This window comes from Streptomyces djakartensis (assembly GCF_014651075.1).
GTDB classification, from domain to species: domain Bacteria; phylum Actinomycetota; class Actinomycetes; order Streptomycetales; family Streptomycetaceae; genus Streptomyces; species Streptomyces djakartensis.
The window spans coordinates 117536-138085 of record NZ_BMWE01000018.1; the positions used below are offsets into that span (position 1 = coordinate 117536).

The 20550-nt window shown below is 70.2% G+C and carries 12 protein-coding genes; 5 read left to right on the forward strand and 7 right to left on the reverse strand.

The window, feature by feature from the left end; genetic code table 11:
- The first annotated feature begins 220 nt into the window (after positions 1 to 220).
- From IE212_RS27110 to IE212_RS27120, 3 genes are all read left to right on the forward strand, one after another.
- The gene (locus tag IE212_RS27110) at positions 221 to 1432 is read left to right on the forward strand and encodes a macrolide family glycosyltransferase (RefSeq protein ID WP_190200585.1); all 1212 of its coding nucleotides are present in this window, start codon (positions 221 to 223) and stop codon (positions 1430 to 1432) included.
- Positions 1433 to 1595: 163 nt separating this feature from the next.
- Positions 1596 to 2231: a dTDP-4-dehydrorhamnose 3,5-epimerase family protein gene (locus tag IE212_RS27115; RefSeq protein WP_308430248.1), complete on the forward strand. Its 636-nt coding sequence runs from the start codon at positions 1596 to 1598 to the stop codon at positions 2229 to 2231.
- Between the two features lie 301 nt (positions 2232 to 2532).
- The gene (locus tag IE212_RS27120) at positions 2533 to 4320 is read left to right on the forward strand and encodes a helix-turn-helix domain-containing protein (protein ID WP_190200586.1); all 1788 of its coding nucleotides are present in this window, start codon (positions 2533 to 2535) and stop codon (positions 4318 to 4320) included.
- A 225-nt stretch (positions 4321 to 4545) separates the two neighbouring features.
- On the opposite strand, the gene IE212_RS27125 is transcribed toward IE212_RS27120, so the two are convergent.
- Positions 4546 to 5670, reverse strand: coding sequence for an IS701 family transposase (locus IE212_RS27125; RefSeq protein WP_190200587.1), 1125 nt, complete (start codon positions 5668 to 5670; stop codon positions 4546 to 4548).
- 361 nt (positions 5671 to 6031) lie between these two features.
- Between IE212_RS27125 and IE212_RS27130 the strand changes: the two genes are divergently transcribed.
- The gene (locus IE212_RS27130) at positions 6032 to 7198 is read left to right on the forward strand and encodes an acyltransferase family protein (protein ID WP_190200588.1); all 1167 of its coding nucleotides are present in this window, start codon (positions 6032 to 6034) and stop codon (positions 7196 to 7198) included.
- 58 nt (positions 7199 to 7256) lie between these two features.
- On the opposite strand, the gene erm is transcribed toward IE212_RS27130, so the two are convergent.
- The 6 genes from erm to IE212_RS27160 form a co-directional block, all read right to left on the reverse strand.
- Positions 7257 to 8090, reverse strand: a complete 834-nt coding sequence (gene erm, locus IE212_RS27135) for an ErmE/ErmH/ErmO/ErmR family 23S rRNA (adenine(2058)-N(6))-methyltransferase (protein WP_190200589.1) — start codon at positions 8088 to 8090, stop codon at positions 7257 to 7259.
- A gap of 377 nt (positions 8091 to 8467) precedes the next feature.
- Entirely contained in the window at positions 8468 to 10882 is a 2415-nt protein-coding gene (locus IE212_RS27140; RefSeq protein WP_190200590.1) for an alpha/beta fold hydrolase, read from the reverse strand.
- A gap of 5 nt (positions 10883 to 10887) precedes the next feature.
- Positions 10888 to 11892, reverse strand: a complete 1005-nt coding sequence (gene rfbA / locus IE212_RS27145) for a glucose-1-phosphate thymidylyltransferase RfbA (RefSeq protein WP_190200591.1) — start codon at positions 11890 to 11892, stop codon at positions 10888 to 10890.
- Positions 11889 to 13049, reverse strand: a complete 1161-nt coding sequence (locus tag IE212_RS27150; RefSeq protein ID WP_190200592.1) for a DegT/DnrJ/EryC1/StrS family aminotransferase — start codon at positions 13047 to 13049, stop codon at positions 11889 to 11891. Before IE212_RS27150 ends, rfbA begins: the two co-directional genes overlap by 4 nt.
- Positions 13046 to 13582 (reverse strand): sugar 3,4-ketoisomerase, encoded by a 537-nt coding sequence (locus IE212_RS27155; protein ID WP_229864602.1) that lies wholly within the window; start codon positions 13580 to 13582, stop codon positions 13046 to 13048. The genes IE212_RS27150 and IE212_RS27155 overlap by 4 nt, the downstream gene beginning before the upstream one ends.
- Complete coding sequence (locus tag IE212_RS27160; RefSeq protein WP_229864603.1) at positions 13573 to 14784, reverse strand: cytochrome P450; 1212 nt, start codon at positions 14782 to 14784, stop codon at positions 13573 to 13575. The genes IE212_RS27155 and IE212_RS27160 overlap by 10 nt, the downstream gene beginning before the upstream one ends.
- Before the next feature lie 317 nt (positions 14785 to 15101).
- On the opposite strand from IE212_RS27160, the gene IE212_RS27165 reads away from it, so the two are divergent.
- A partial coding sequence (locus IE212_RS27165; protein ID WP_444545059.1) for a type I polyketide synthase occupies positions 15102 to 20550 on the forward strand: 5449 nt, incomplete at its 3' end.

Consider the following 20550-nt stretch of genomic DNA (forward strand, 5'->3'; position numbering starts at 1 on the left):
TCCCGGACGCTGTTTCTCAGAAATCCACGGCGGATTTCGAGATTGTCTCCCGCGCCGGGCACACGAACCACGAACCTAACGGGACTCTGTCAGATGGAGACCGCCGAGACCCACTCCGGCCGTAATTCGCGGAACTATGTCATCTCGGTCTTGTGTTTTTCCGTTCCCGCGCTCATGATTCCGTCGGCCAGTTGCCGCCGACATTTCCGGAGTTTCTCACATGGCTCATATCGCATTCTTCATCCTGCCGGCCGCCGGTCATGTGAATCCAACCCTGGGGGTGGCCGAGGAACTGGTGGCCCGCGGGCACCGGGTGACGTACGCGCTGTCCGGCGACCTCGCGGAGCGGGCCCGCCTGGTGGGCGCCGAGGTCGTCACCTATCCGCTGGACCGGGAGCTTTTCCTCGCCCAGATGGTGCCGCAGCAGGACTCCGACGCCTACACCGATCAGGACGAGTTCACCCGCGTACTGGAGTGGCTGCTGGACATGACGCGGCAGACCCTGCCCGCGCTCGAGCAGGTCTTCGCCGGGGACCGGCCGGATGTGATCGTGAACGATCCCTCCTCGTTCTGGACGGGACGGCTGCTCGCGGACCGCTGGGACATTCCGGTCATCCGCAGCACTCCGACCTACGCCGTCAACGAGCACTGGTCGCTGCACCCGGCCGTCGACACCGCGGCACCGCCCGACGACCCCGAGCTGCGCGACCTGCTGGACCGCATCGAGCGGCTGCTGCACGACCAGGGCGCCAAGGGCGACCTCGCCGCCTTCACCGAGGTCCTGCACGGCGGGCCGGCACTGCTCTACATGCCGCGCTCCTTCCAGTACGCGGGCGAGACCTTCGACGACGACCACCACTTCGTCGGCCCGTGCCCGCCGGGTGTCGCGCTGCACGGCACATGGTCTCCGCCGGGCGACGGCCGGCCGCTGATCATGGTGAGTCTGGGCACGCTGTACAACGCGCGGCCGCAGTTCTTCCGCACCTGCGTGGAGGCGTTCCGCGACGAGCCCTGGCACGTCCTGCTGGTGCTCGGCGGCGGCCTGGCCGCACTGGAGCTGGGCTCGCTGCCCGACAACGTGGAGGTGCGCGACTTCGTCCCGTTCAACGACGTCCTGCCGCATGCCTCCCTGGTGGTGAACCACGGCGGAATGAGCACGTCCATGGAAGTCTTCGCCCACGAGGTCCCGGTCGTGGCGGTGCCGGTCATGCCGGAACCGCGGGCCACCGCGCGGCGGATCACCGAATTCGGCCTCGGCGCCCAGCTGCTCGCCTCCGACCTCACCGCCGAGAGTCTGCGGGAGACCGTCCGCGGGGTGCTGGCCGACCCCGGGATCCCGGACCGGCTGCGGCGGATGCGGGACGAGATCCGGGCGGCGGGCGGCGCGGCGGCCGCCGCCGACGCGATCGAAGGGCTGCTCCCGGCCACCTGAGGGCCGGCCCGTCATCCCCGGCGGGCGCGCGACCGCCTCCCCCTGCGGTTTCCCTTCACGCAGGTTCCCAGGCCGCTCTTCCGCGCGTCGCCGCCTTCCGCGCAGTGCCTTTTCGTCACACCGCGCCTTCCTGTCGCGACCACTTCCGACCAGCCGGGGGCCCATGATGCTCATCACCGAGACGGCGGTGCTCGACGCCTACCGGGCCGAGCCGGAGCCGATACCGGACCACAGGGGCGTGTTCTACGAGTCGCTGCGGCACGAGGCGCTGCTGGCCGCCACCGGGCGGCCCCTGCAGGTCCGGCAGGTCCACTTCACGGTCTCCGGGCGCAACGTCCTGCGCGGCATCCACGGCACCACGCTGCCGCCCGGCCAGGGCAAGATCGTCACATGTGTACGGGGCGCCGCGCTGACCGTCGTCGTCGACCTGCGGGTGGGCTCGCCGACCTTTGGCGCCCACGACGCCGTACGGCAGGACGCGCGCTCCGGCACCGCGCTGTGCCTGGCCGACGGGCTGGGCCTCGCCTACCTCACCCTCGACGACGACACCTGCATGAACTACCTGTGCACGCAGGAGTACGTCCCCGGCACCATCATCGACATCGACGCGCTCGACCCCGCGCTCGGCCTGCCGTGGGAGCTGTCGGAGCCCCCGGTACGGTCCGCGCGGGACGCCGCGGCCCCGACGCTGGACGCCGCGGCGGACCGGGGACTCCTGCCCACCTACGAGGATTGCCTGCGGGCCTACTGTTCATTTCCGGACACACCTACTTCTGAGAAAGCGGCCAAAAACCGGTAGCCATCGGCGTACGACCTATACAATGGTTTCGCGCAATCCTGTGCCTCCCCCCATTCCCAGGGCCCCTGGACAAGCACACTAGCGCCCTCTACCCTGCTTAAAGACCGAGCAAAGCATGGAACGAGGGGCGTGCATGGGTGACCTGGCTTCTGCGGACGGGGAAGACGAAGACACCGAAAACCAGGCAGAAGACTCCTTAGCATTCCTGGAGTTAGTGGCGCGATCCGCACCACGGGCGGAATACGATCAACTCGTCGCGCTCGCAGAACGCCAGGGCGCCGACGAAAAGCGGTTGCGCCATATGGAGCGGCTCAACCGGCTCGCGCACACCGCGCACTCGCTGATCGAGTACCGCCGCAACCGCGAGGCCGAGCTGCTGACCCTGATCGACGCGGCGCACGAGTTCGCCGCCACGCGGCACCACCGGGAGCTGCTGGACGCCGTGCCCCGCCGGGCCCGGCTGCTGCTCAAGGCGGGCGTCTCCTACATCCTCATGGACCTGGCGGACGACGAGGGCGGGCCGGGGATGATGGTGGGGGGCGCGGACGGCAACGCCACTCCGCTGTTCGTCGGACTCAAGGTGCCCGCCGGCAGCGGACTGGCCGGCATGGTGCGCGCCCGCCAGGCACCCTTCTGGACCTCCGACTACTTGGCCGATCCGGGCATCCCGCACGAGGACGACATCGACGAGGTCATCCGGGCGGAAGGGCTGCGCGCCGTCCTCGGCGTGCCGTTACGCGTGGGTGATCACCATCTGGGCGTGCTGTTCATCGCCGACCGTCAGGTCCGGTATTTCAGCCCCAACGAGGTCACCCTGCTGGGGACGCTCGCCGATCTCGCCGCCGCCACCATGGAGGGAATCCTGCTGGTGGAGGAACTGCGCGGGGACATCCGGCAGTTGCGTGCCAACGCGTCGAGCGCCGGTGCCGTGCTCGCGGTCGCCCGCGACTCCTCACGGCTCCAGTCGGACCTCATCGAGGTCCTCCTCGACGGCAGCGGGCTCGACGCGCTGCTGCGCACCGCCGGTGAGGCGCTGGGCGGCGGGGTGGGCATCTGCGGGGTGCGGGGCGAGCCGCTCGCCGAACACGGGCGGCTGCGCCGGGTCGGCCGCGCCGACCTGCGTACGGCCTGCGCCGGCGCGCTGAGCTCCGGGCGGCCGGTCCGCGTCACCGACGGTTTCTGGCTGGTCGCGCTGGACCCCGAGGAGCGGGACACCGGCTTCCTGATGGCCGACACGGGCGGCACGGCCGAACACACCGTCGCCCCCCTGCTCGTCGTCATCTCGCAGGCCGTCGCCCTGCATCTGCGCTTGCGGCGCGGCACCCCGGCCAAGGACCGCTACCGGCAGGAGTTCTTCGACGAGTTGGTCGGGGCCTTGCCCTCCCTCGAACTGAGGCGGGAACGCGCCCTGATGTTCTCCCTCACGCTGGGCCGCCCGCATGTCGTGCTCGTCGCGCGCGGCCCGCGGCAGGTCACGCAGGAGTTCGCGGCGTGCGCCACCGCGTACGCGCGCCGGCTGGGGGGACTGCGCAGCGCGCGGGACGACGCCGTCGTCCTGCTCGTGCCGGGCGACGACCCGGACGCGGCGGCGCAAGATGCCCGGCAGGAACTGTCGGGGCGGTTGAACCACCCGGTCACCGTGGGAGCCGCCGGGCCCGCCGACACGGTCGACTCCGTGGGCGAGGCGTACCGGGAGGCCACGCAGTGCATGGAGACCCTGCTCGCCCTCGGTGGTGAGGGCGGCACCGCCTGCGCCTCGGACCTCGGCTTCCTCGGCATGCTGCTGGCCGAGGACAACGATGTCCCGGGGTACATCGACCAGGTCATCGGAGACGTCGTCGACTACGACACCGAACGGTACACCGACCTGGTCGGCACGCTGCGAGTCTATCTGGAGTCCGGCAGAAGCCCCACCCGCGCCGCGGACATCCTCAACGTCCATCCGAACACGGTGTCCCGGCGGCTGGAGCGCATCTCCCAACTCCTCGGCGATGACTGGCAGACCCCGGACCGCGTACTGGACATCCAACTGGCCTTACGCCTCCACCAGGTCCGCTCGGCGCTGTCGGGCCGCCGGGGGGCGGCTTGAGGGAGGGCGCTCCGGGGGGGACCTGAAGCGGTGCGCGGCCCTTGACGGCCCTCGCCTGCCCGACCCGCGGCAGGCTTGCCCGCGGGCCGGGGTGTGACGAACACGGCGAGCGGAAGTGACCTGGTTGGGCAGCCACCCGGGGAGCCCCGCTCCGCGAGCGGGGCTCCCCGCCGACGCGGCCACGTACTCGGCGCATCCCGCCGGGCACCCGGGCGGGGTGTTCCGTCAGCGGGACAGGGCGGGGACCGCGGGGGTGCGGGAGGTGTCGGTGCGGGAGAGGCGCAGGGCGTGGGCTATCGAGGCCAGTGTCACGTGGCGGTGCCAGCCCTGGAAGGAGCGGCCCTCGAAGTCGCGGACGCCGACGCCCAGGCTGACGCGGGCGAAGTCGGCGTCCACGCGGCAGGTCAGCATGGCCAGCCGCAGCAGTGCGCCACGGTTCCAGGACGTGAGGTCGGTGAGCCACAGGTCCGCGGGTCGCCTGCGGTTGGCGCGCCACACCCCGAGCAGCAGCAGCGTGCGCTGCGGCAGCTGATCGGTCAGCACCACGTTGCACGGGGCGACGAAGCTGACGGACCCCTGCCACTCCACCGGGCGCCTGAGCCGCTTGAGCTGTTCCATGAGGTGCTGGGCGGGCGAGACCTGCGCACGCCGGTCCAGCTGGCCCCGGCCGCCGGCGGGGGCGAGCGGAAGATCGCCGCTCACCCTTAACAGAAACGATTGATCAGCCGCGGACAGCGCCCGCACCAACCGGGGCAGCGTGGCGATCCGCGCGTCCATCACCACCGGACGCGCCAACGCCCGGTTGGTGTGCGTGAGTTCCGTCACCAGGTCGACGAGCTTCTCCTCCTCGCCGTGCGCGCTCAGCTGCCGATCGTGATGGTCTCCCGGCCCACAGCCCAGCGTCAGGTGCCAGTTCACCGGTGCCGACATGGTGTCGGAGGCGAGCCAGAGCCCGTAGCTCTGCTGACAGCTGACCACCCGCCCCAGGTCGGGAACGAAACGCCGGCCCACGCCGACCGACCGTCCCCCTGCCTTGTAGACCACCATGGGGCGGATCACCCACGCGTCCCCGCGTACCGTCTGGTCGGCGTAGCGAGCCAGCGCGGCACGCACGGAGCGCCAGTCCCAGGTCGATCCGGCCACGAAGTGGTGGAGGTTCTGGTCCGCGGCGCCTTCACCGACGAACGCGGCGAGATTGCGCGCGGTCTTGCGCCCCTGAGCGGTGAGCAGACCACGGACGTACTGTTCGCCTCTCTTGCGCTGGTCGGCCCGGCGCAGCGAACTGAACAGCTCCGAGCAGGTCTCGGAGATGTGCGCGTCGAAGTCGTCATCGACACCGGTGTCCCACATGGAGGCCGACGGTTTTGAGCCACACGAAATACTGTGCATCATGACCCTCACAAGCCGCTTGATCCACTGGAAAAGACCTGCTGGCCAGCCTCAGCTAATTCGTTCCGTAAATCCAGGTGCCGAGGCCACACAATTCTTCGGGCACACCTCGCGCCTCACGCCGCGAGGAGCCTTCATCGGCGTTTCAGGATGATTAAATCCGCGTCGCCCGGTGACGAACCCACCGTCACCGGCCCTGCAGCGGTGGGAACACACCACCGTTGCGCGACGGCTCACACTCTTTGTCAGATACGCCTTGCCCGGCGGCCGCGCGGTGCCTTAGACATCTGCTCCCACCCACCCGTCCGCCGCGAGGTCACCCATGCCCCTGCCGAAACATCTTCCCGCGCTCGGCGGGATGCGTTTCATCTCCGCTCTGCTGGTATTCACCTCCCATATATCGACGCAGCCGTTCTTCAAGAACACAGAGATCAATTCCGCGCTGCAGTTCCCGCTGAACCGGCTGGGCCCGCTGACGGTCTCGTTCTTCTTCATGCTCAGCGGTTTCGTCCTCACCTGGGCGGGTCTGCCCGACAAGTCCAAGGTGAACTTCTGGCGGCGGCGCACGGTCCGCGCGTACTCGCTGCACCTGCCCGTGCTGCTGGTGACGCTGCTGATCGTGCTGGCCCTCAACGAGCCCAACATGGGCCGATCGGTGTGGGACGGACTGCTCACGAACCTGCTGCTGATCCAGGCGTGGTTCCCCGACCACCACGAGTACGGCAGCATGAACCCGGTGGCGTGGTCGCTCTCCTGCGAGCTGTTCTTCTACGCCATGTTCCCGTTCCTGTTCGCCTTCTTCACCAAGGTCCGTACGGACCGGCTGTGGCGGTGGGCCGCCGCGGTGTCCGTGGCCGCCGTCTCCATCCCCCTGGTCGCACTGCTGCTGCCGGCCAGTCCGCCCCTGCCGTGGGACCCGGACATGCCGCAGCTGCGGTGGTGGTTCATCTACATGTTCCCGCCGGTCCGGCTGCTGGAGTTCGTGCTCGGGATGCTCATGGCCCAGATCGTGATCCGGGGACGCTGGAGGGGCCCGCGCCCCCTGGCCTGCGTCGCGCTGTTCTCAGCGGTGTTCGCGGTGACGTTCGCGGTACCGAACCACTACGACCCCGGCGCGGTGACCGTCCCGGTGATCGCGCTGCTGCTCGCCTCGGTGGCCTTCGGCGACGTGCGCGGCGTCCGCTCCTGGCTGGGGACCAGGACGATGGTGCTGCTGGGGGAACTCACCTTCGCCTTCTACCTCGTCCACTACCTGATCATCCAGTACGGGCACCGCTTCGCCGGCGGGAAGCAGGGCTATTACCGGCAGTGGGACACACCGGCCGCCGTCGGGCTGACCCTGCTCGCCTTCGCGCTGGCGCTGGGGCTGTCGGCGTTGCTGCACTTCTTCGTGGAGAAGCCGGTCATGCGAACCCTGGGACGGCCGCGGCGGGCCCCGGACGCCGGCCCGACACCCAGGTCCGAACCCGCCCCGTCCGGCACTCCGTAGCCGACGCGGGACGACCGGTGCGGGGCGTGCCCGAGGGCGCGCCCCGCAGCCGTGTGCGTCAGCGCCCGCGGAGTTCCTCGAAGAGTGTGATCCATTGGCCCGGGGTGACGTAGGCGACGACCACGCCCTGCTCCAGGCGGGCCCTGCGGAACGCGGCGGCCACCCGCCGGGCCGGGAAGCGCCGGCGCAGCGAGGCGTCCAGCGAACCGCCCTTGCCCGTGAACCCGGTCTCCACCAGGTCCCGGAAGTCGTGCATCAGACCGGGCGGGATCAGCGGCACCGGTCGTCGTTCCAGTCGCAGTACCGCGGAGTCGACGGCCGGGACGGGCCGGAACCAGTGGCGGCTGATCCGCTCGCCCATCCGCCACTCCACCTCGGGCCAGGTGGCCACGGTAAGCCGTGACCAGCGGCGATAGCCGCCGGTGCGCTTGCGGGCGTATTCGAGCTGGGTGATCAGGGTGGTCGTACGCAGCCGCCGCGCGTTCAGGCACCAGTCCACGATGTCCGCGGTGTTGCCGAACGGGATGTTGCCGACCACGGAGAACGGGACCTTGGGCTGCGAGGACTTCAGGAAGTCGCCGGCGACGACTTCGATCCGCGGATCCCCGGCGGTCGCCTCACGTAATCGGTCCGCGAAGTGCCGGTCGATCTCATACGCCACGACTCGTCGGCATAATCGCGCCAGCTCGCGCGTGATCACACCATTACCGGCACCGACCTCGAGAACGACCTCCCCCGGGTCCGGATCGGCGAAACGCACAAACCGCCGTACTGTTTCGCGGTCGATGAGGAAATTCTGTCCGTGAACTCTTCTTCTGCGGCCGGCATCGCTCCGGCCCGACTGCTGCGCGGTTTTGCGCCACTGCGCCCCGGTTGTACGCGCTGCGGCCATGTGCCCGCGTCCTGGCCTCTTTTCAGCCATGCGTCTCCTAGGTTTGCGCTTCCGGAGCGCAGCCATTACGTACAGGAATCCCGGCGGATCGACACCTTAACCTCCCTTTACCTTCGCTGCCAGCACGCACAGCCCGAGGAGACGAAATCAAGCCGCGGCAGCGGAAAAGCCGAAGCGGCCGCAGCCCAGGGGTACGGGATGCGGCCGCGGGGGCGGCGCGGCGCCGGCGGCGGACGCCGGACCGTGGCCGGCCCCGCCGTGCGGGCGGAGGCGCGAAATCCCTGCTCAAAACCGGGCGGCAGTCCAGCGGGTCCTGGTGCTGACCTGCGCCGTTCACCGATCTCCTACGGCCACCGAGCTGTGCCGGGAGCCCTCGTCTAGTAGGTCGCGTGTGCGCAGGTGATGAGCGTGCGAAGCTCGACATTGAGGTAATTTCCGTGCGCAAGCAGTTCGGTGAGCTGTCCGAAGGTCGCCCACCGGAAACCGGGCGGACAGTCCGCCGGGATTTCCGCGCCTGCCTCGATCACGAGGTAGCGATTCCGCGCGTGATAAAACCGGCCGCCCTCCTCGGAATGGATCACGTCGTATCGGATCCGGTCGGTCCCGCAGGCCCGGACATAGTCGAGGTAGGGGGGTGCGTCTGCGGACAACTCGGCCGGCCTGCACTGCACGCTCGGGCCGAACTCAGCCACGTTCAGTGTCCCGGCGCCGGACCGGGCCGCCACCAGGGCGTGCAGCACGCCGTCGAAGCGGCGGGTGATCAGGGCCACCAGCCCCTGGGAACAGGGCCGCAGCAACGGCTGGGTCCAGGACGCCACTTCACGCCGCTCCGCGTTGACCTCGACGGCCATGATCTCGAAGTGCCGGCCGTCGCGGTGCCGGATCGTGGTCTCCGTACGCTCCCAGCCGTGCGCGTAGGCCTGCTCCAGCGGCACACTCTGCTGGCGCAGGATGCGCAGCGCCCGCACGTCGGTGAGGCAGCCGGTGATGGCGTGCGGCTCGTACAGCGGCTCGGCCTCACCGTAGAAGGAATCGCGCAGCGCGCCCGCGAACTCCTCCCCGCCGTCCGGCGTCCCGGCCCCGTGGGAGGCCCCGCCCGCTGTCGGCAGACAGGCCAGGACGCTGCGGGTGTCCATGTTGACCAGGTCGTCCCGCAGCATCAGCTGCCGTATCTGACCGAGCGTCAGCCAGCGGAAGGCGTCGTCCGCCTCCACCACCGCGTCGGTCTCGACGACCATGTTGCGGTTGTGTTTGTGCAGGAACCAGTCGGCCTGTTCCGACTGGATGCTGTCGGCCAGTACGCGCCGGCCCGGGTGCTGGATGAACCAGTCGAGGAACGGGGTCGGGCGGCCGTGGTGCACCTCGTCGAAGTTGCTGCGGGTGGCCTGCACGGTGGGTGACAGCTGCAGCCCGTTGACGTTGCCGGGCTCGGGCTTGGCCTGCATCAGGAAGTGCAGAACTCCGTCGAACTCATGGGCCAGGATGCCCAGCAGCCCCACTTCGGGCTGCGCGATGATCGGCTGCACCCGGTCGGCGGGGTCGCTGTCCGAGCCGGTGCGCAGCCCCTCGACGGCGAAGAAGCGGCCGCTCTCGTGGCGCAGGTCTCCGGTGCCGGGTTCGAAGTACCACCGCCGGAGCCGGTCGAAGGGGATCGGCTCGGCGTGGAAGTGGTGGGCCCGCGCGTAGCCGTCCAGCCATCCGGGCACCTCCGCCATCGGGTGCACCCGGCTGTCGGCCGCGTCGGCCGACACACGCACTCGCTCGGCCGTGCGCCGCCTGTCGACGTAGTCGGCGCCGGACACGGCCCCAGGCTCCGGCCGCCGCGCCCCCCTTCCGTTCGCCGGCCCCGCCGGGTGTCCCGGCGCTCCGTTCGCGGGTCCCGGGATTCCCGCCGAATGCCCCGGCATTGCCGCCACTTCCCTCACGGGCCCCGGGTTCCCCGCCGCCGGCCGCGGCGTTTCCGCCGAGGGCCCCGGTGTTCCGTATCCGCGTCCCGGGGGCCCCGGCGGCAGGGGCGGCGTTCCCGGGGGGAGTACGGGAGCGATCGCGCCCACGACAGCCGCGCTGACCTCCGCCGGTCGTTCGAACAGGAAGAAGTGGCCGCCCGGCCAGGTGTGCACATGGGGGTCGGCGGCGGCCACCTGGCTCCAGGCCGCTGCCTCCGCCGCGCTCACGTTGGGGTCGTCGGCGCCGGTGAGGACGGTCAGCGGGCAGGCCAGCGGCGTGCCGGGACGGTGCACGTAGTGCCCCACCGCGCGGTAGTCGTTGCGGATGGCGGGCAGGACCAGCTCCAGCAACTCGGGGTCGGAGAGCAGGCTGCTGTCCGTGCCGTCCAGGGAGCGCAGTTCCTCGATGAGCCGGTCGTCGTCGTACAGGTGCACCGCACTGACCGTGTTCACGGTGGGGGCCCGGCGGCCGGAGACCACCAGCGCGGCAGGCCCTGCACCCCGCTGTTCCAGGATGCGCGCCACCTCGTAGGCGACGGTGGCCCCCATGCTGTGCCCGAAGAGCACCAGGGGCGGCCCGGTCTGCGCCTGGAGCACGTCGGCGAGCGGGGCGGCCAGCTGCTCGATGCTGTCGACCAGCGGCTCCGCCCGGCGGTCCTGCCGGCCCGGGTACTGGACGGCGAGCACCTCGATCTCCTGGGGCAGCTCCCGGATCAGCGGCAGGAAGGCACTCGCCGAGCCGCCCGCGTGCGGGAAGCAGGCCAGCCGTGCCACGGGCGCGGTGCTCGGACGGTACCGGCGGAGCCACAGGTCGCACAGGTTACGCAGATCCGCAGATGTCGACACGGGGGTCATCGTCCTTTCCTCGGGGGCTGCCACCAGGTCCGCTGGGCGCTCTCCGGTCGCCGGGCCTCCGTGAAGCCGTCGGTGAGGCCGCCCTCGTCGGCCGTGCGGGAGGCCACCTCCATCAGGTAGGCGCCGTACGTCGAGTTGCCGTACTCCCGGCCCAGCGCGAACAGCGCGTCCGCGTCGATGAACCCCATGCGCAGCGCTATCTCCTCGACGCAGGCGATCCGCACGCCCTGGCGCTGTCCCAGCAGCTGTACGTACTGGCCGGCCTGGAGGAGGGAGTCGTGCGTGCCCATGTCGAGCCAGGCGAAGCCGCGGCCCAGTTCGACCAGCCGGGCCCGCTTCTGTTCCAGGTACACCTGGTTGACGCCGGTGATCTCCAGTTCGCCCCGCGCGGACGGCCTGATGTCCGCGGCGATGTCGACGACGTCGTTGTCGTACAGGTACAGCCCGGTGATGGCGAGGTTGGAGCGCGGGTGGGAGGGCTTCTCCTCGAGCGACAGCAGCAGCCCCTGGTCGTCGATCTCGCCGACGCCGTAGCGGCACGGGTCACTCACCGGGTAGCCGAACAGCACACAGCCGTCGAGGTGCCGGATGCTGCCCTGGAGGACCGAGGAGAAGCCGGGGCCGTGGAAGATGTTGTCGCCGAGGATGAGCGCCACCTGCGAGTCGCCGATGTGCCCGGAGCCGATGGTGAGGGCCTGGGCGATGCCCCGGGGCTCGGGCTGCTCGGCGTAGCCGATGTCCAGGCCGAGCCGGGAGCCGTCGCCGAGCAGCCGCCGGAACAGGTCGAGGTGCTCGGGCGAGGAGATGACCAGGATCTCGCGGATGCCGGCCAGCATGAGCACGGACAACGGATAGTGGATCATGGGCTTGTCGTAGACGGGCAGCACCTGCTTGGACAGCACGCCGGTCAGTGGCCGCAGCCGGGTGCCTCCGCCGCCGGCGAGGATGATCCCCTTGACGCCGCGGCCGCTGCCGGGACGCCGTGACGTGGTGTCGGTCATGGCCGCTCCGTCACCGGCAGGAGCCTGTCGTCGGCCGCCTCGGCGGCGGCGCGCACCGCGTCCACCACGGCGCTGACCGCGTCCTCGCCCAGGTGGGGGCCCATGGGCAGGCTGAGCACCTCTGCGGCCAGGCGTTCGCTGTTGGGGTGGGTGCCCGCCGGTCCGCCGGCCGGGTCGTCGGCGTAGGCCGGCGACCGGTGCGGCGGTACGGGGTAGTGGATGTGGGTCTCCACCCCGGCCGCGTGGAGTCTGCGGCGCAGCGCGTCGCGTTCGGGGCTGCGGATGACGTAGAGGTGCCACACCGGGTCCGCCCAGGGCGCGCGGGGCGGGACGGTGACACCGGGGACGGTGGCGAGGGCGCGGGTGTAGCGGCCGGCCACCTGGACCCGGTGGGCGTTCCAGGCGCCGAGGTGCGGCAGCTTGGCCCGCAGGACGGCCGCCTGGAACTCGTCGAGCCGGGAGTGCGGGGAGCGCACTTCGTGCAGGTACTGCTCGCGGCAGCCGTTGTTGCGCAGCACACGTATCCGCTCGGCCAGCGCGGCGTCCGCGGTGACCACGGCGCCGCCGTCCCCCATGGCGCCCAGGTTCTTGGCGGGGTAGAAGCTGAACGCGGCCACATGGCCGGAGCCGATGCGGCGGCCCCGGTAGCGGGCGCCGTGGGCCTGGGCGGCGTCCTCCACGACGGCCAGACCGTGCCGCTCGGCGAGGGCCAGCAGCGGGTCGAGGTCGGTGGGATGGCCGTAGAGGTGGACCGGCATCACGGCGCTGGTGCGCGGGGTGAGGGCGGCCTCGACGCGGGCTGGGTCCATGGACAGCCCGTCCGGATCCGGGTCGACGGGCACCGGCCGCGCCCCCGCGGCGGAGATGGCGAGCCAGCTGCCGATGAAGGTGTGTGCGGGCACGATCACCTCGTCGCCGGGGCCGATCCCCAGGGCGCGCAGCGCCAGTTCCAGCGCGTCGGTCCCGCTGCCGACGCCGACGCAGTGTTCGTTGCCGCAGGCGGCGGCGTACTCGGCTTCGAACGCTGCCAGTTCGGCGCCGAGCAGGTAGCGCCCGGACGCGGCGACCCGGGCCAGGGCCGCGTCGATGCCGGGCCGCACCTCCTGGTAGGCCGCCTTCAGGTCGACGAAGGGCACGGTAGGGGCGGGTGCGGTCACTTCAGGCTCCAGGCGTCGCGCAGGAAGGCGTCGTAGTCGCGGTAGTAATCCGACTCCTCGTAGTGCTGCGAGGCCAGCACGAGGGCGACGGAGTCCGCGGAGAAGTCCTTCAGGACCCGCCACACCATGGGACTGATGTAGAGCCCCGCGCCCGGCTCGTCGAGCCGGTAGGTGGTGCTGTGGAAGCCGTCGTCCAGAGTGATCGAGAACCACCCGTGCACGGCGATCACCAGCTGTTCCAGGGTGCGGTGGGCATGCAGACCGCGGGGCGGCGAGGACTCGTCCTGGCCGTGCATGTAGTAGACGCGCTCGATGGCGAAGTCCACGGTCGTGCCGGCCTCGACAACGGAAAGGCTGCCCCTTGGGTCGGTGTGCTGTTCGAGGCCGATCAGCCGGCACGGCTTGATCCTGCCGACCCGATGGGCGTTGGACGGCTCGGCTGTCTTCTCAGCGATGGCGGCGCTCCTCTCAGGCGGCGCGGCTCCACGACCGTCATCCGGACCGCGAAGCCCGGGGGCTCTCGTCAGCGCCACTCGATGTGGACGGGCAGGTACTTCGCGGTGAGCTGGTCGGCCTCGTAGTAGCCGGCGTTGTCGTGATCTATGCGGAACCCCTCGATCCGTTCCAGCATGAGTTCCAGCAGCACCTTGCCTTCGAGCCTGGCCAGGAAGGCACCCAGACAGTGGTGGATACCGTGTCCGAACGCCATGTGCCGGGTGCCGCCGGAACGCCGGATGTCGAATGTGTCGGGGTCCGGGAAATGCTCGGGGTCGCGGTTCGCCGACTGGCTCCAGGCAATGACCAGTTGCCCTTTCCGCATGGTGGGGCCGAGTATGTCGGTGTCTTCCTTGAGGAATCGGAAGATATTGTTGAAGGGGCTGCGATAGCGCAGCGTCTCCTCGATCGCACCCAGCACCAGTTCACGGTCGGCGCGCAGATCTTCCCATGCCTGCGGGTTCTCTTCCAGCACCAGAAAGAGATTACTGAGCAGGGTGCTCGATGAAACGTGCCCCGCGGTCAGCAGCAGCGCGACGATATTGATGATCTCCAGGTCGGTGAGACGGCGCCCGTCCTGTTCGGCCTGGACCAGACCGCTGATCAGGTCACCGGATGGATTCTCCCGCTTGGCGTGCACGTGTCCCAGGAGATATTCGGTCATCTCCCGCAGCGCGGGGGCGATCGTCTCGGCGAAGTCGTCGGGCAGGTTGGGGTACTCCATGCCCTCGTTGGAGAGCAGGGTGTCGACCCATTCCCGGAACAGATCCCGGTCACTGGCGGGGATGCCCAGCAGTTCCGCGATGACGATCACCGGCAGCGTGTAGGCGACGTCACCGACGACGTCGATGGTCTTCTGGCCACGCACCCGGTCCAGCAGTTCCTCGGCGATGACCCGGATCCGCTGCTCCTGACCGGCCATCCGCCGGGGTGTGAACGCCTGGCTGACCAGTTTGCGCATGGGGCCGTGGGCGGGCGGGTCCAGGGCGCCGATGGTGCCGGGCCCGAGGATCATCTCCAGCTCGGGCGGGGTCGGCGCGACCTCCGTGAAATCCGACGAGAAAAACTCAGGGTGATTCGAGACGGTCAGGTAGTCGTCATACCGGAACACCTGCCACGCTTGACGGCCCTCGTCCCAGAAGACGGGATGGTGGGTCCGGTTATGACTGAACCAGTCGAGCAGCTCCTTGGCATTCGCGTCCTTACTGAGCTCCATCGGCCCGGTCATGCTGTCGACCATCGGCATTCTCCTAGCGGAAAGTTTTCAAGACCCTCGACGCTGGCGGAGCATAGGAACCCGTGCGGCCCCGCGCCAAGACGGACCTGACACAATTGCGGTCCCGAGTCCTCTCCCGCCGGGACCTGACATATTCGCCACCGCCGCGTTGTCCCGCTCCTCCCCCTTGCTGTTGAGTACTGTCCGATCGCTGCTGTTGTCGGTGGCGCGTGTATCGGGGAGGCAGGAACTCCATGGCAGGGCATGGTGACGCCACCGCGCAAAAGGCGCAGGACGCGGAGAAAAGCGAAGACCGGTCCGATGCCATCGCTGTCATCGGCATGTCCTGCCGTTTTCCGGGAGCACCGGGAACGGCGGAATTCTGGCAGCTGCTGAGCAGCGGGGCCGACGCGGTCGTCCCGGCGGCCGACGGCCGGCGGCGCGGCACGATCGACGCGCCCGCGGACTTCGACGCCGCTTTCTTCGGCATGTCCCCCCGCGAGGCCGCCGCCACCGACCCGCAGCAGCGCCTGGTGCTGGAACTCGGCTGGGAGGCGCTGGAGGACGCCGGGATCGTGCCGGAGTCACTGCGCGGCGAGGCGGCGAGCGTGTTCGTCGGCGCCATGAACGACGACTATGCGACGCTGCTGCACCGCGCCGGTGCCCCGACAGACACCTACACCGCCACCGGCCTCCAGCACTCGATGATCGCCAACCGGCTGTCGTACTTCCTCGGCCTGCGCGGCCCGAGCCTGGTGGTCGACACCGGCCAGTCGTCCTCGCTGGTCGCCGTGGCCCTCGCGGTGGAGAGCCTGCGCGGCGGCACGTCCGGTATCGCCCTCGCCGGAGGCGTCAACCTGGTCCTCGCCGAGGAGGGTTCGGCCGCCATGGAACGGGCCGGAGCCCTGTCGCCCGACGGCCGCTGCCACACGTTCGACGCCCGCGCCAACGGTTACGTACGCGGCGAGGGCGGCGCCATCGTCGTCCTCAAGCCTCTCGCCGACGCGCTGGCCGACGGCGACCGGGTGTACTGCGTCGTACGCGGCGTCGCGACCGGCAACGACGGCGGTGGCCCTGGGCTGACCGTCCCCGACCGCGCCGGCCAGGAAGCGGTGCTCCGGGCGGCCTGCGACCAGGCCGGGGTACGTCCCGCGGACGTACGCTTCGTCGAGCTGCACGGTACCGGCACCCCCGCCGGTGACCCGGTCGAGGCCCAGGCGCTCGGCACGGTGTACGGCACCGGACGCCCTGCGGACAAGCCCCTCCTGGTCGGCTCGGTCAAGACCAACATCGGGCACCTGGAAGGCGCCGCCGGCATCGCCGGGTTCGTCAAGGCCGCGCTGTGCCTGCACGAACGGGCACTGCCGGCGTCCCTGAACTTCGAGACACCGAATCCGGCGATACCGCTGGAGCGGCTGCGGCTGAAGGTGCAGACGGCGCACGCGGCACTCGAGCCCGCCCCCGGGGGTGAGCCGCTGCTCGCCGGGGTCAGCGCGTTCGGGATGGGCGGCACCAATTGCCATGTGGTGCTGGAAGAGACGCCCGGGGTGGGGCAGCCGGCCGGCACGGGGCGGGCGGATGGGTGCCTCTTCTCCGCGTCCCCGATGCTGCTGCTGTCGGCCCGCTCGGAGCGGGCGTTGCGGGAACAGGCGGCACGGCTGCGCAAACACCTGGAAGACTCCGGCGCCGACCCGCTGGACATCGCCTACTCCCTGGCCACCACCCGCACCCGGTTCGAGCATCGCGCGGCAGTGCCCTGCGGGGACCCGGACCGCCTGTCCTCGGCCCTCGCCGGACTGGCCGCCGGGCAGACTCCCCGGGGCGTGCGGATCGGAAGCACGGACGCGGACGGCCGCCTCACCCTGCTCTTCACCGGCCAAGGCGCCCAGCACCCCGGCATGGGCCGCCAGCTCTACGCGGCGGACCCGCACTTCGCCGCCGCCCTGGACGAAGTCTGCGAAGAACTACAACGCTGTGGCATCGAAGACCTGCGCGAGGTCATGTTCTCCCCGGATCAGCCGGACCGGCCGGGCCAGCCGGACCGGCCGGACCGGCCAGGCAAGCCGGGCATGCTGGACCGCACCGAATACACCCAGCCCGCACTCTTCGCCCTGCAAACCGCCCTCTACCGCACCCTCACCACCCACGGCATCCAAGCCCACCTCGTCGCAGGCCACTCCGTCGGCGAAATCACCGCAGCCCACATCGCCGGCGTCCTCGACCTCCCCGACGCCGCCCGCCTCATCACCACACGCGCCCACCTCATGGGACAACTCCCCCACGGTGGCGCCATGCTCACCGTCCAAACCAGCGAACACCACCTCACCGACCTCACCCACACCTACGGCGTGGAGATCGCCGCCGTCAACGGACCCACCCACTGCGTCCTGTCCGGACCCCGCACCGCCCTGCAGCAAGCCGCCCAACACCTCCGCGAACAAAACGTGCGCCACAGCTGGCTGAAGGTCTCCCACGCCTTCCACTCCGCGCTGATGGAACCCATGCTGGGCGCCTTCCGCGACACCCTCACCACCCTGAACTACCAGCCCCCCACCATCCCCCTCATCTCCAACCTCACCGGCCAGATCGCCGACCCCGACCAGCTGTGCACTCCCGACTACTGGGTCGACCACGCACGCCACACCGTCCGCTTCGCCGACGCCATACAAACCGCCCACGACCAGGGCACCACCACCTACCTGGAGATCGGGCCTCACCCCACCCTCACCACGCTTCTGCACCACACCCTCGACAACCCCACCACCATCCCCACCCTCCACCGCAAACACCCCGAACCGGAAACCCTCACGCAGGCCATCGCGGCCGTCGGCGTGCGGACTGACGGCATCGACTGGGCCGTGCTCTCTGGAGCGAGCCGGCCGCGGCGGGTGGAGTTGCCGACGTATGCCTTCCAGCGCCGCACCCACTGGGCACCGGGGCTGACGCCGCATCATGCGCCTGCGGCTCGTCCTGCCGCCGAGCCGCAACCCGCGATGGTGGCGGGTCCGGTGTCGTACGAGGCTCTGGTCCGGCTCGTCGGCGAGACCACCGCGAGTGTCCTGGGACTCGACGGTCCCGACGAGGTAGCCCTGGACCGGCCGTTCACCTCACAGGGCCTCGACTCGATGACGGCGGTGGAACTGGCCGGTCTGCTCGGTACGGCCGCCGGAGTCGCGCTCGATCCGACCCTCGTCTACGAGCTGCCGACGCCACGGGCGGTGGCCGACCACCTGGCGAAGACGCTGCTCGGCGAGTCCACTGCCGACCAGGAGGTGAACGGCCGGACGGGGCAGGCGGAAGCGGGTGATCCGATCGCCGTCATCGGTATCGGCTGCCGGTTCCCGGGCGGTGTGACCTCACCGGACGATCTGTGGGAGCTGGTGGCCTCCGGAACCGACGCCATCTCCACGTTCCCGACCGACCGCGGCTGGGACCTGGACGGCCTGTACGACCCCGACCCGAGCACACCCGGCAAGAGCTACGTCCGCCACGGCGGCTTCCTCCACGACGCGGCCCAGTTCGACGCCGAGTTCTTCGGCATCAGCCCCCGCGAAGCCACCGCCATGGACCCCCAGCAACGACTCCTGCTCGAAACCTCCTGGGAAGCGCTGGAGCGCGCCGGGGTCGTGCCGGAGTCTCTGCGTGGCGGACGGACCGGTGTGTTCGTCGGCACGGCCGCACCGGAGTACGGGCCCAGGCTGCACGAGGGAACAGACGGATACGAGGGTTTCCTGCTCACCGGCACCACGGCCAGCGTGGCCTCCGGCCGGATCGCCTACGCCCTGGGGACGCGTGGGCCCGCGCTCACCGTGGACACCGCGTGCTCTTCGTCGCTGGTGGCGCTGCACCTGGCCGTGCAGTCGCTGCGGCGTGGGGAATGCGACCTCGCCCTCGCCGGCGGCACCACCGTCATGTCCGGACCCGGCATGTTCGTCGAGTTCTCCCGCCAGCGGGGGCTGGCACCCGACGGACGCTGCAAACCCTTCGCCGACACCGCCGACGGCACCGCGTGGGCCGAAGGCGTCGGGGTGCTGCTGGTGGAGCGGTTGTCGGACGCCGAACGGCTCGGCCACCCCGTTCTGGCCGTGGTGCGGGGCACCGCCGTCAACCAGGACGGCGCCAGCAACGGCCTCACCGCCCCCAGCGGACCCGCCCAGCAACAAGTCATCCGTGAGGCCCTCACCGACGCCCGCCTCACCCCCGACGACATCGACGCCGTAGAGGCCCACGGCACCGGCACGCCCCTCGGCGACCCCATCGAAGCCGGCGCCCTGCTCGCCACCTACGGACACCCCAAACGCCAAACACCGCTCTGGCTCGGGTCGCTGAAGTCCAACATCGGCCACACCCAGGCCGCCGCCGGCATCGCCGGAATCATCAAAATGATCCAGGCACTACGGCACAACACCCTGCCCCGCACCCTCCACGCCGACCACCCCAGCACCAAGATCGACTGGGAGACCGGTTCCCTGCGACTCCTCGCAGACGCCCAGCCCTGGCCCGCCGACCCCGACCGGCCGCGCCGCGCCGCCGTCTCCGCCTTCGGCGTCAGCGGCACCAACGCCCACGCCATCATCGAAGAACCACCCGCGCCTGCCGAAGCACCCACCCCAACTCAAGCGCCGCCGGCTGTGATCGCCTGGCCGCTGTCCGGCCACAGTCCTGCTGCCCTGCGCGCCCAGGCCGCCCGCCTGGACTCATGGCTGCACCACACCGACGCCAACCCCCACGACATCGCCCACGCCCTGGCCACCACCCGCACCCACTTCAAACACCGCGCCGTCATCACCGGCCGCACCACCACCGAACTCCACACCAAACTCCACACCCTCAACGCCATCCAAGCCACCGCACACCCCAACCCCCGCCTCACCCTCCTCTTCACCGGCCAAGGCGCCCAACACCCCGGCATGGGCCACCAGCTCTACACAGCAGACCCGCACTTCGCCGCCGCCCTGGACGAAGTCTGCGAAGAACTACAACGCTGCGGCATCAAAAACCTGCGCGACGTCATGTTCACCCCCGACCAGCCAGACCAACCGGACCGGCCGGGCCAGCCGGGCCTGCTGGACCGCACCGAATACACCCAGCCCGCACTGTTCGCCCTGCAAACAGCCCTCTACCGCACCCTCACCGCCCACGGCATCCAAGCCCACCTCGTCGCAGGCCACTCCGTCGGCGAAATCACCGCAGCCCACATCGCCGGCGTCCTCGACCTGCCCGACGCCGCCCGCCTCATCACCACACGCGCCCACCTCATGGGACAACTCCCCCACGGTGGCGCCATGCTCACCGTCCAAACCAGCGAACACCACCTCACCGACCTCACGGACACCTACGGCGTGGAGATCGCCGCCGTCAACGGACCCACCCACTGCGTCCTGTCCGGACCCCGCACCGCCCTGCAGCAAGCCGCCGAACACCTCCACCGACAGGGCATACGCCACAGCTGGCTGAAGGTCTCCCACGCCTTCCACTCCGCACTGATGGAACCCATGCTGGGCGCCTTCCGCGAGACCCTCACCACCCTGAACTACCAGCCCCCCACCATCCCCCTCATCTCCAACCTCACCGGACAGATCGCCGACCCCGACCAGCTGTGCACCCCTGACTACTGGGTCGACCACGCACGCCACACCGTCCGCTTCGCCGACGCCCTACAAACCGCCCACGACCAAGGCACCACCACCTACCTGGAGATCGGCCCCCACCCCACCCTCACCACCCTCCTGCACCACACCCTCGACAACCCCACCACCATCCCCACCCTCCACCGCAAACACCCCGAAC

Excerpts from the sequence above, each read along its gene's own strand:
- IE212_RS27125 (WP_190200587.1), bottom strand. The coding sequence starts at position 5,670 with ATGTGGGACACCGGTGTCGATGACGACTTCGACGCGCACATCTCCGAG.
- erm (WP_190200589.1), bottom strand. The coding sequence starts at position 8,090 with ATGGCCGCAGCGCGTACAACCGGGGCGCAGTGGCGCAAAACCGCGCAG.
- IE212_RS27120 (WP_190200586.1), top strand. The coding sequence starts at position 2,533 with ATGGAGCGGCTCAACCGGCTCGCGCACACCGCGCACTCGCTGATCGAG.
- IE212_RS27110 (WP_190200585.1), top strand. The coding sequence starts at position 221 with ATGGCTCATATCGCATTCTTCATCCTGCCGGCCGCCGGTCATGTGAAT.
- rfbA (WP_190200591.1), bottom strand. The coding sequence starts at position 11,892 with ATGACCGACACCACGTCACGGCGTCCCGGCAGCGGCCGCGGCGTCAAG.
- IE212_RS27115 (WP_308430248.1), top strand. The coding sequence starts at position 1,596 with ATGATGCTCATCACCGAGACGGCGGTGCTCGACGCCTACCGGGCCGAG.
- IE212_RS27160 (WP_229864603.1), bottom strand. The coding sequence starts at position 14,784 with ATGGTCGACAGCATGACCGGGCCGATGGAGCTCAGTAAGGACGCGAAT.
- IE212_RS27130 (WP_190200588.1), top strand. The coding sequence starts at position 6,032 with ATGCCCCTGCCGAAACATCTTCCCGCGCTCGGCGGGATGCGTTTCATC.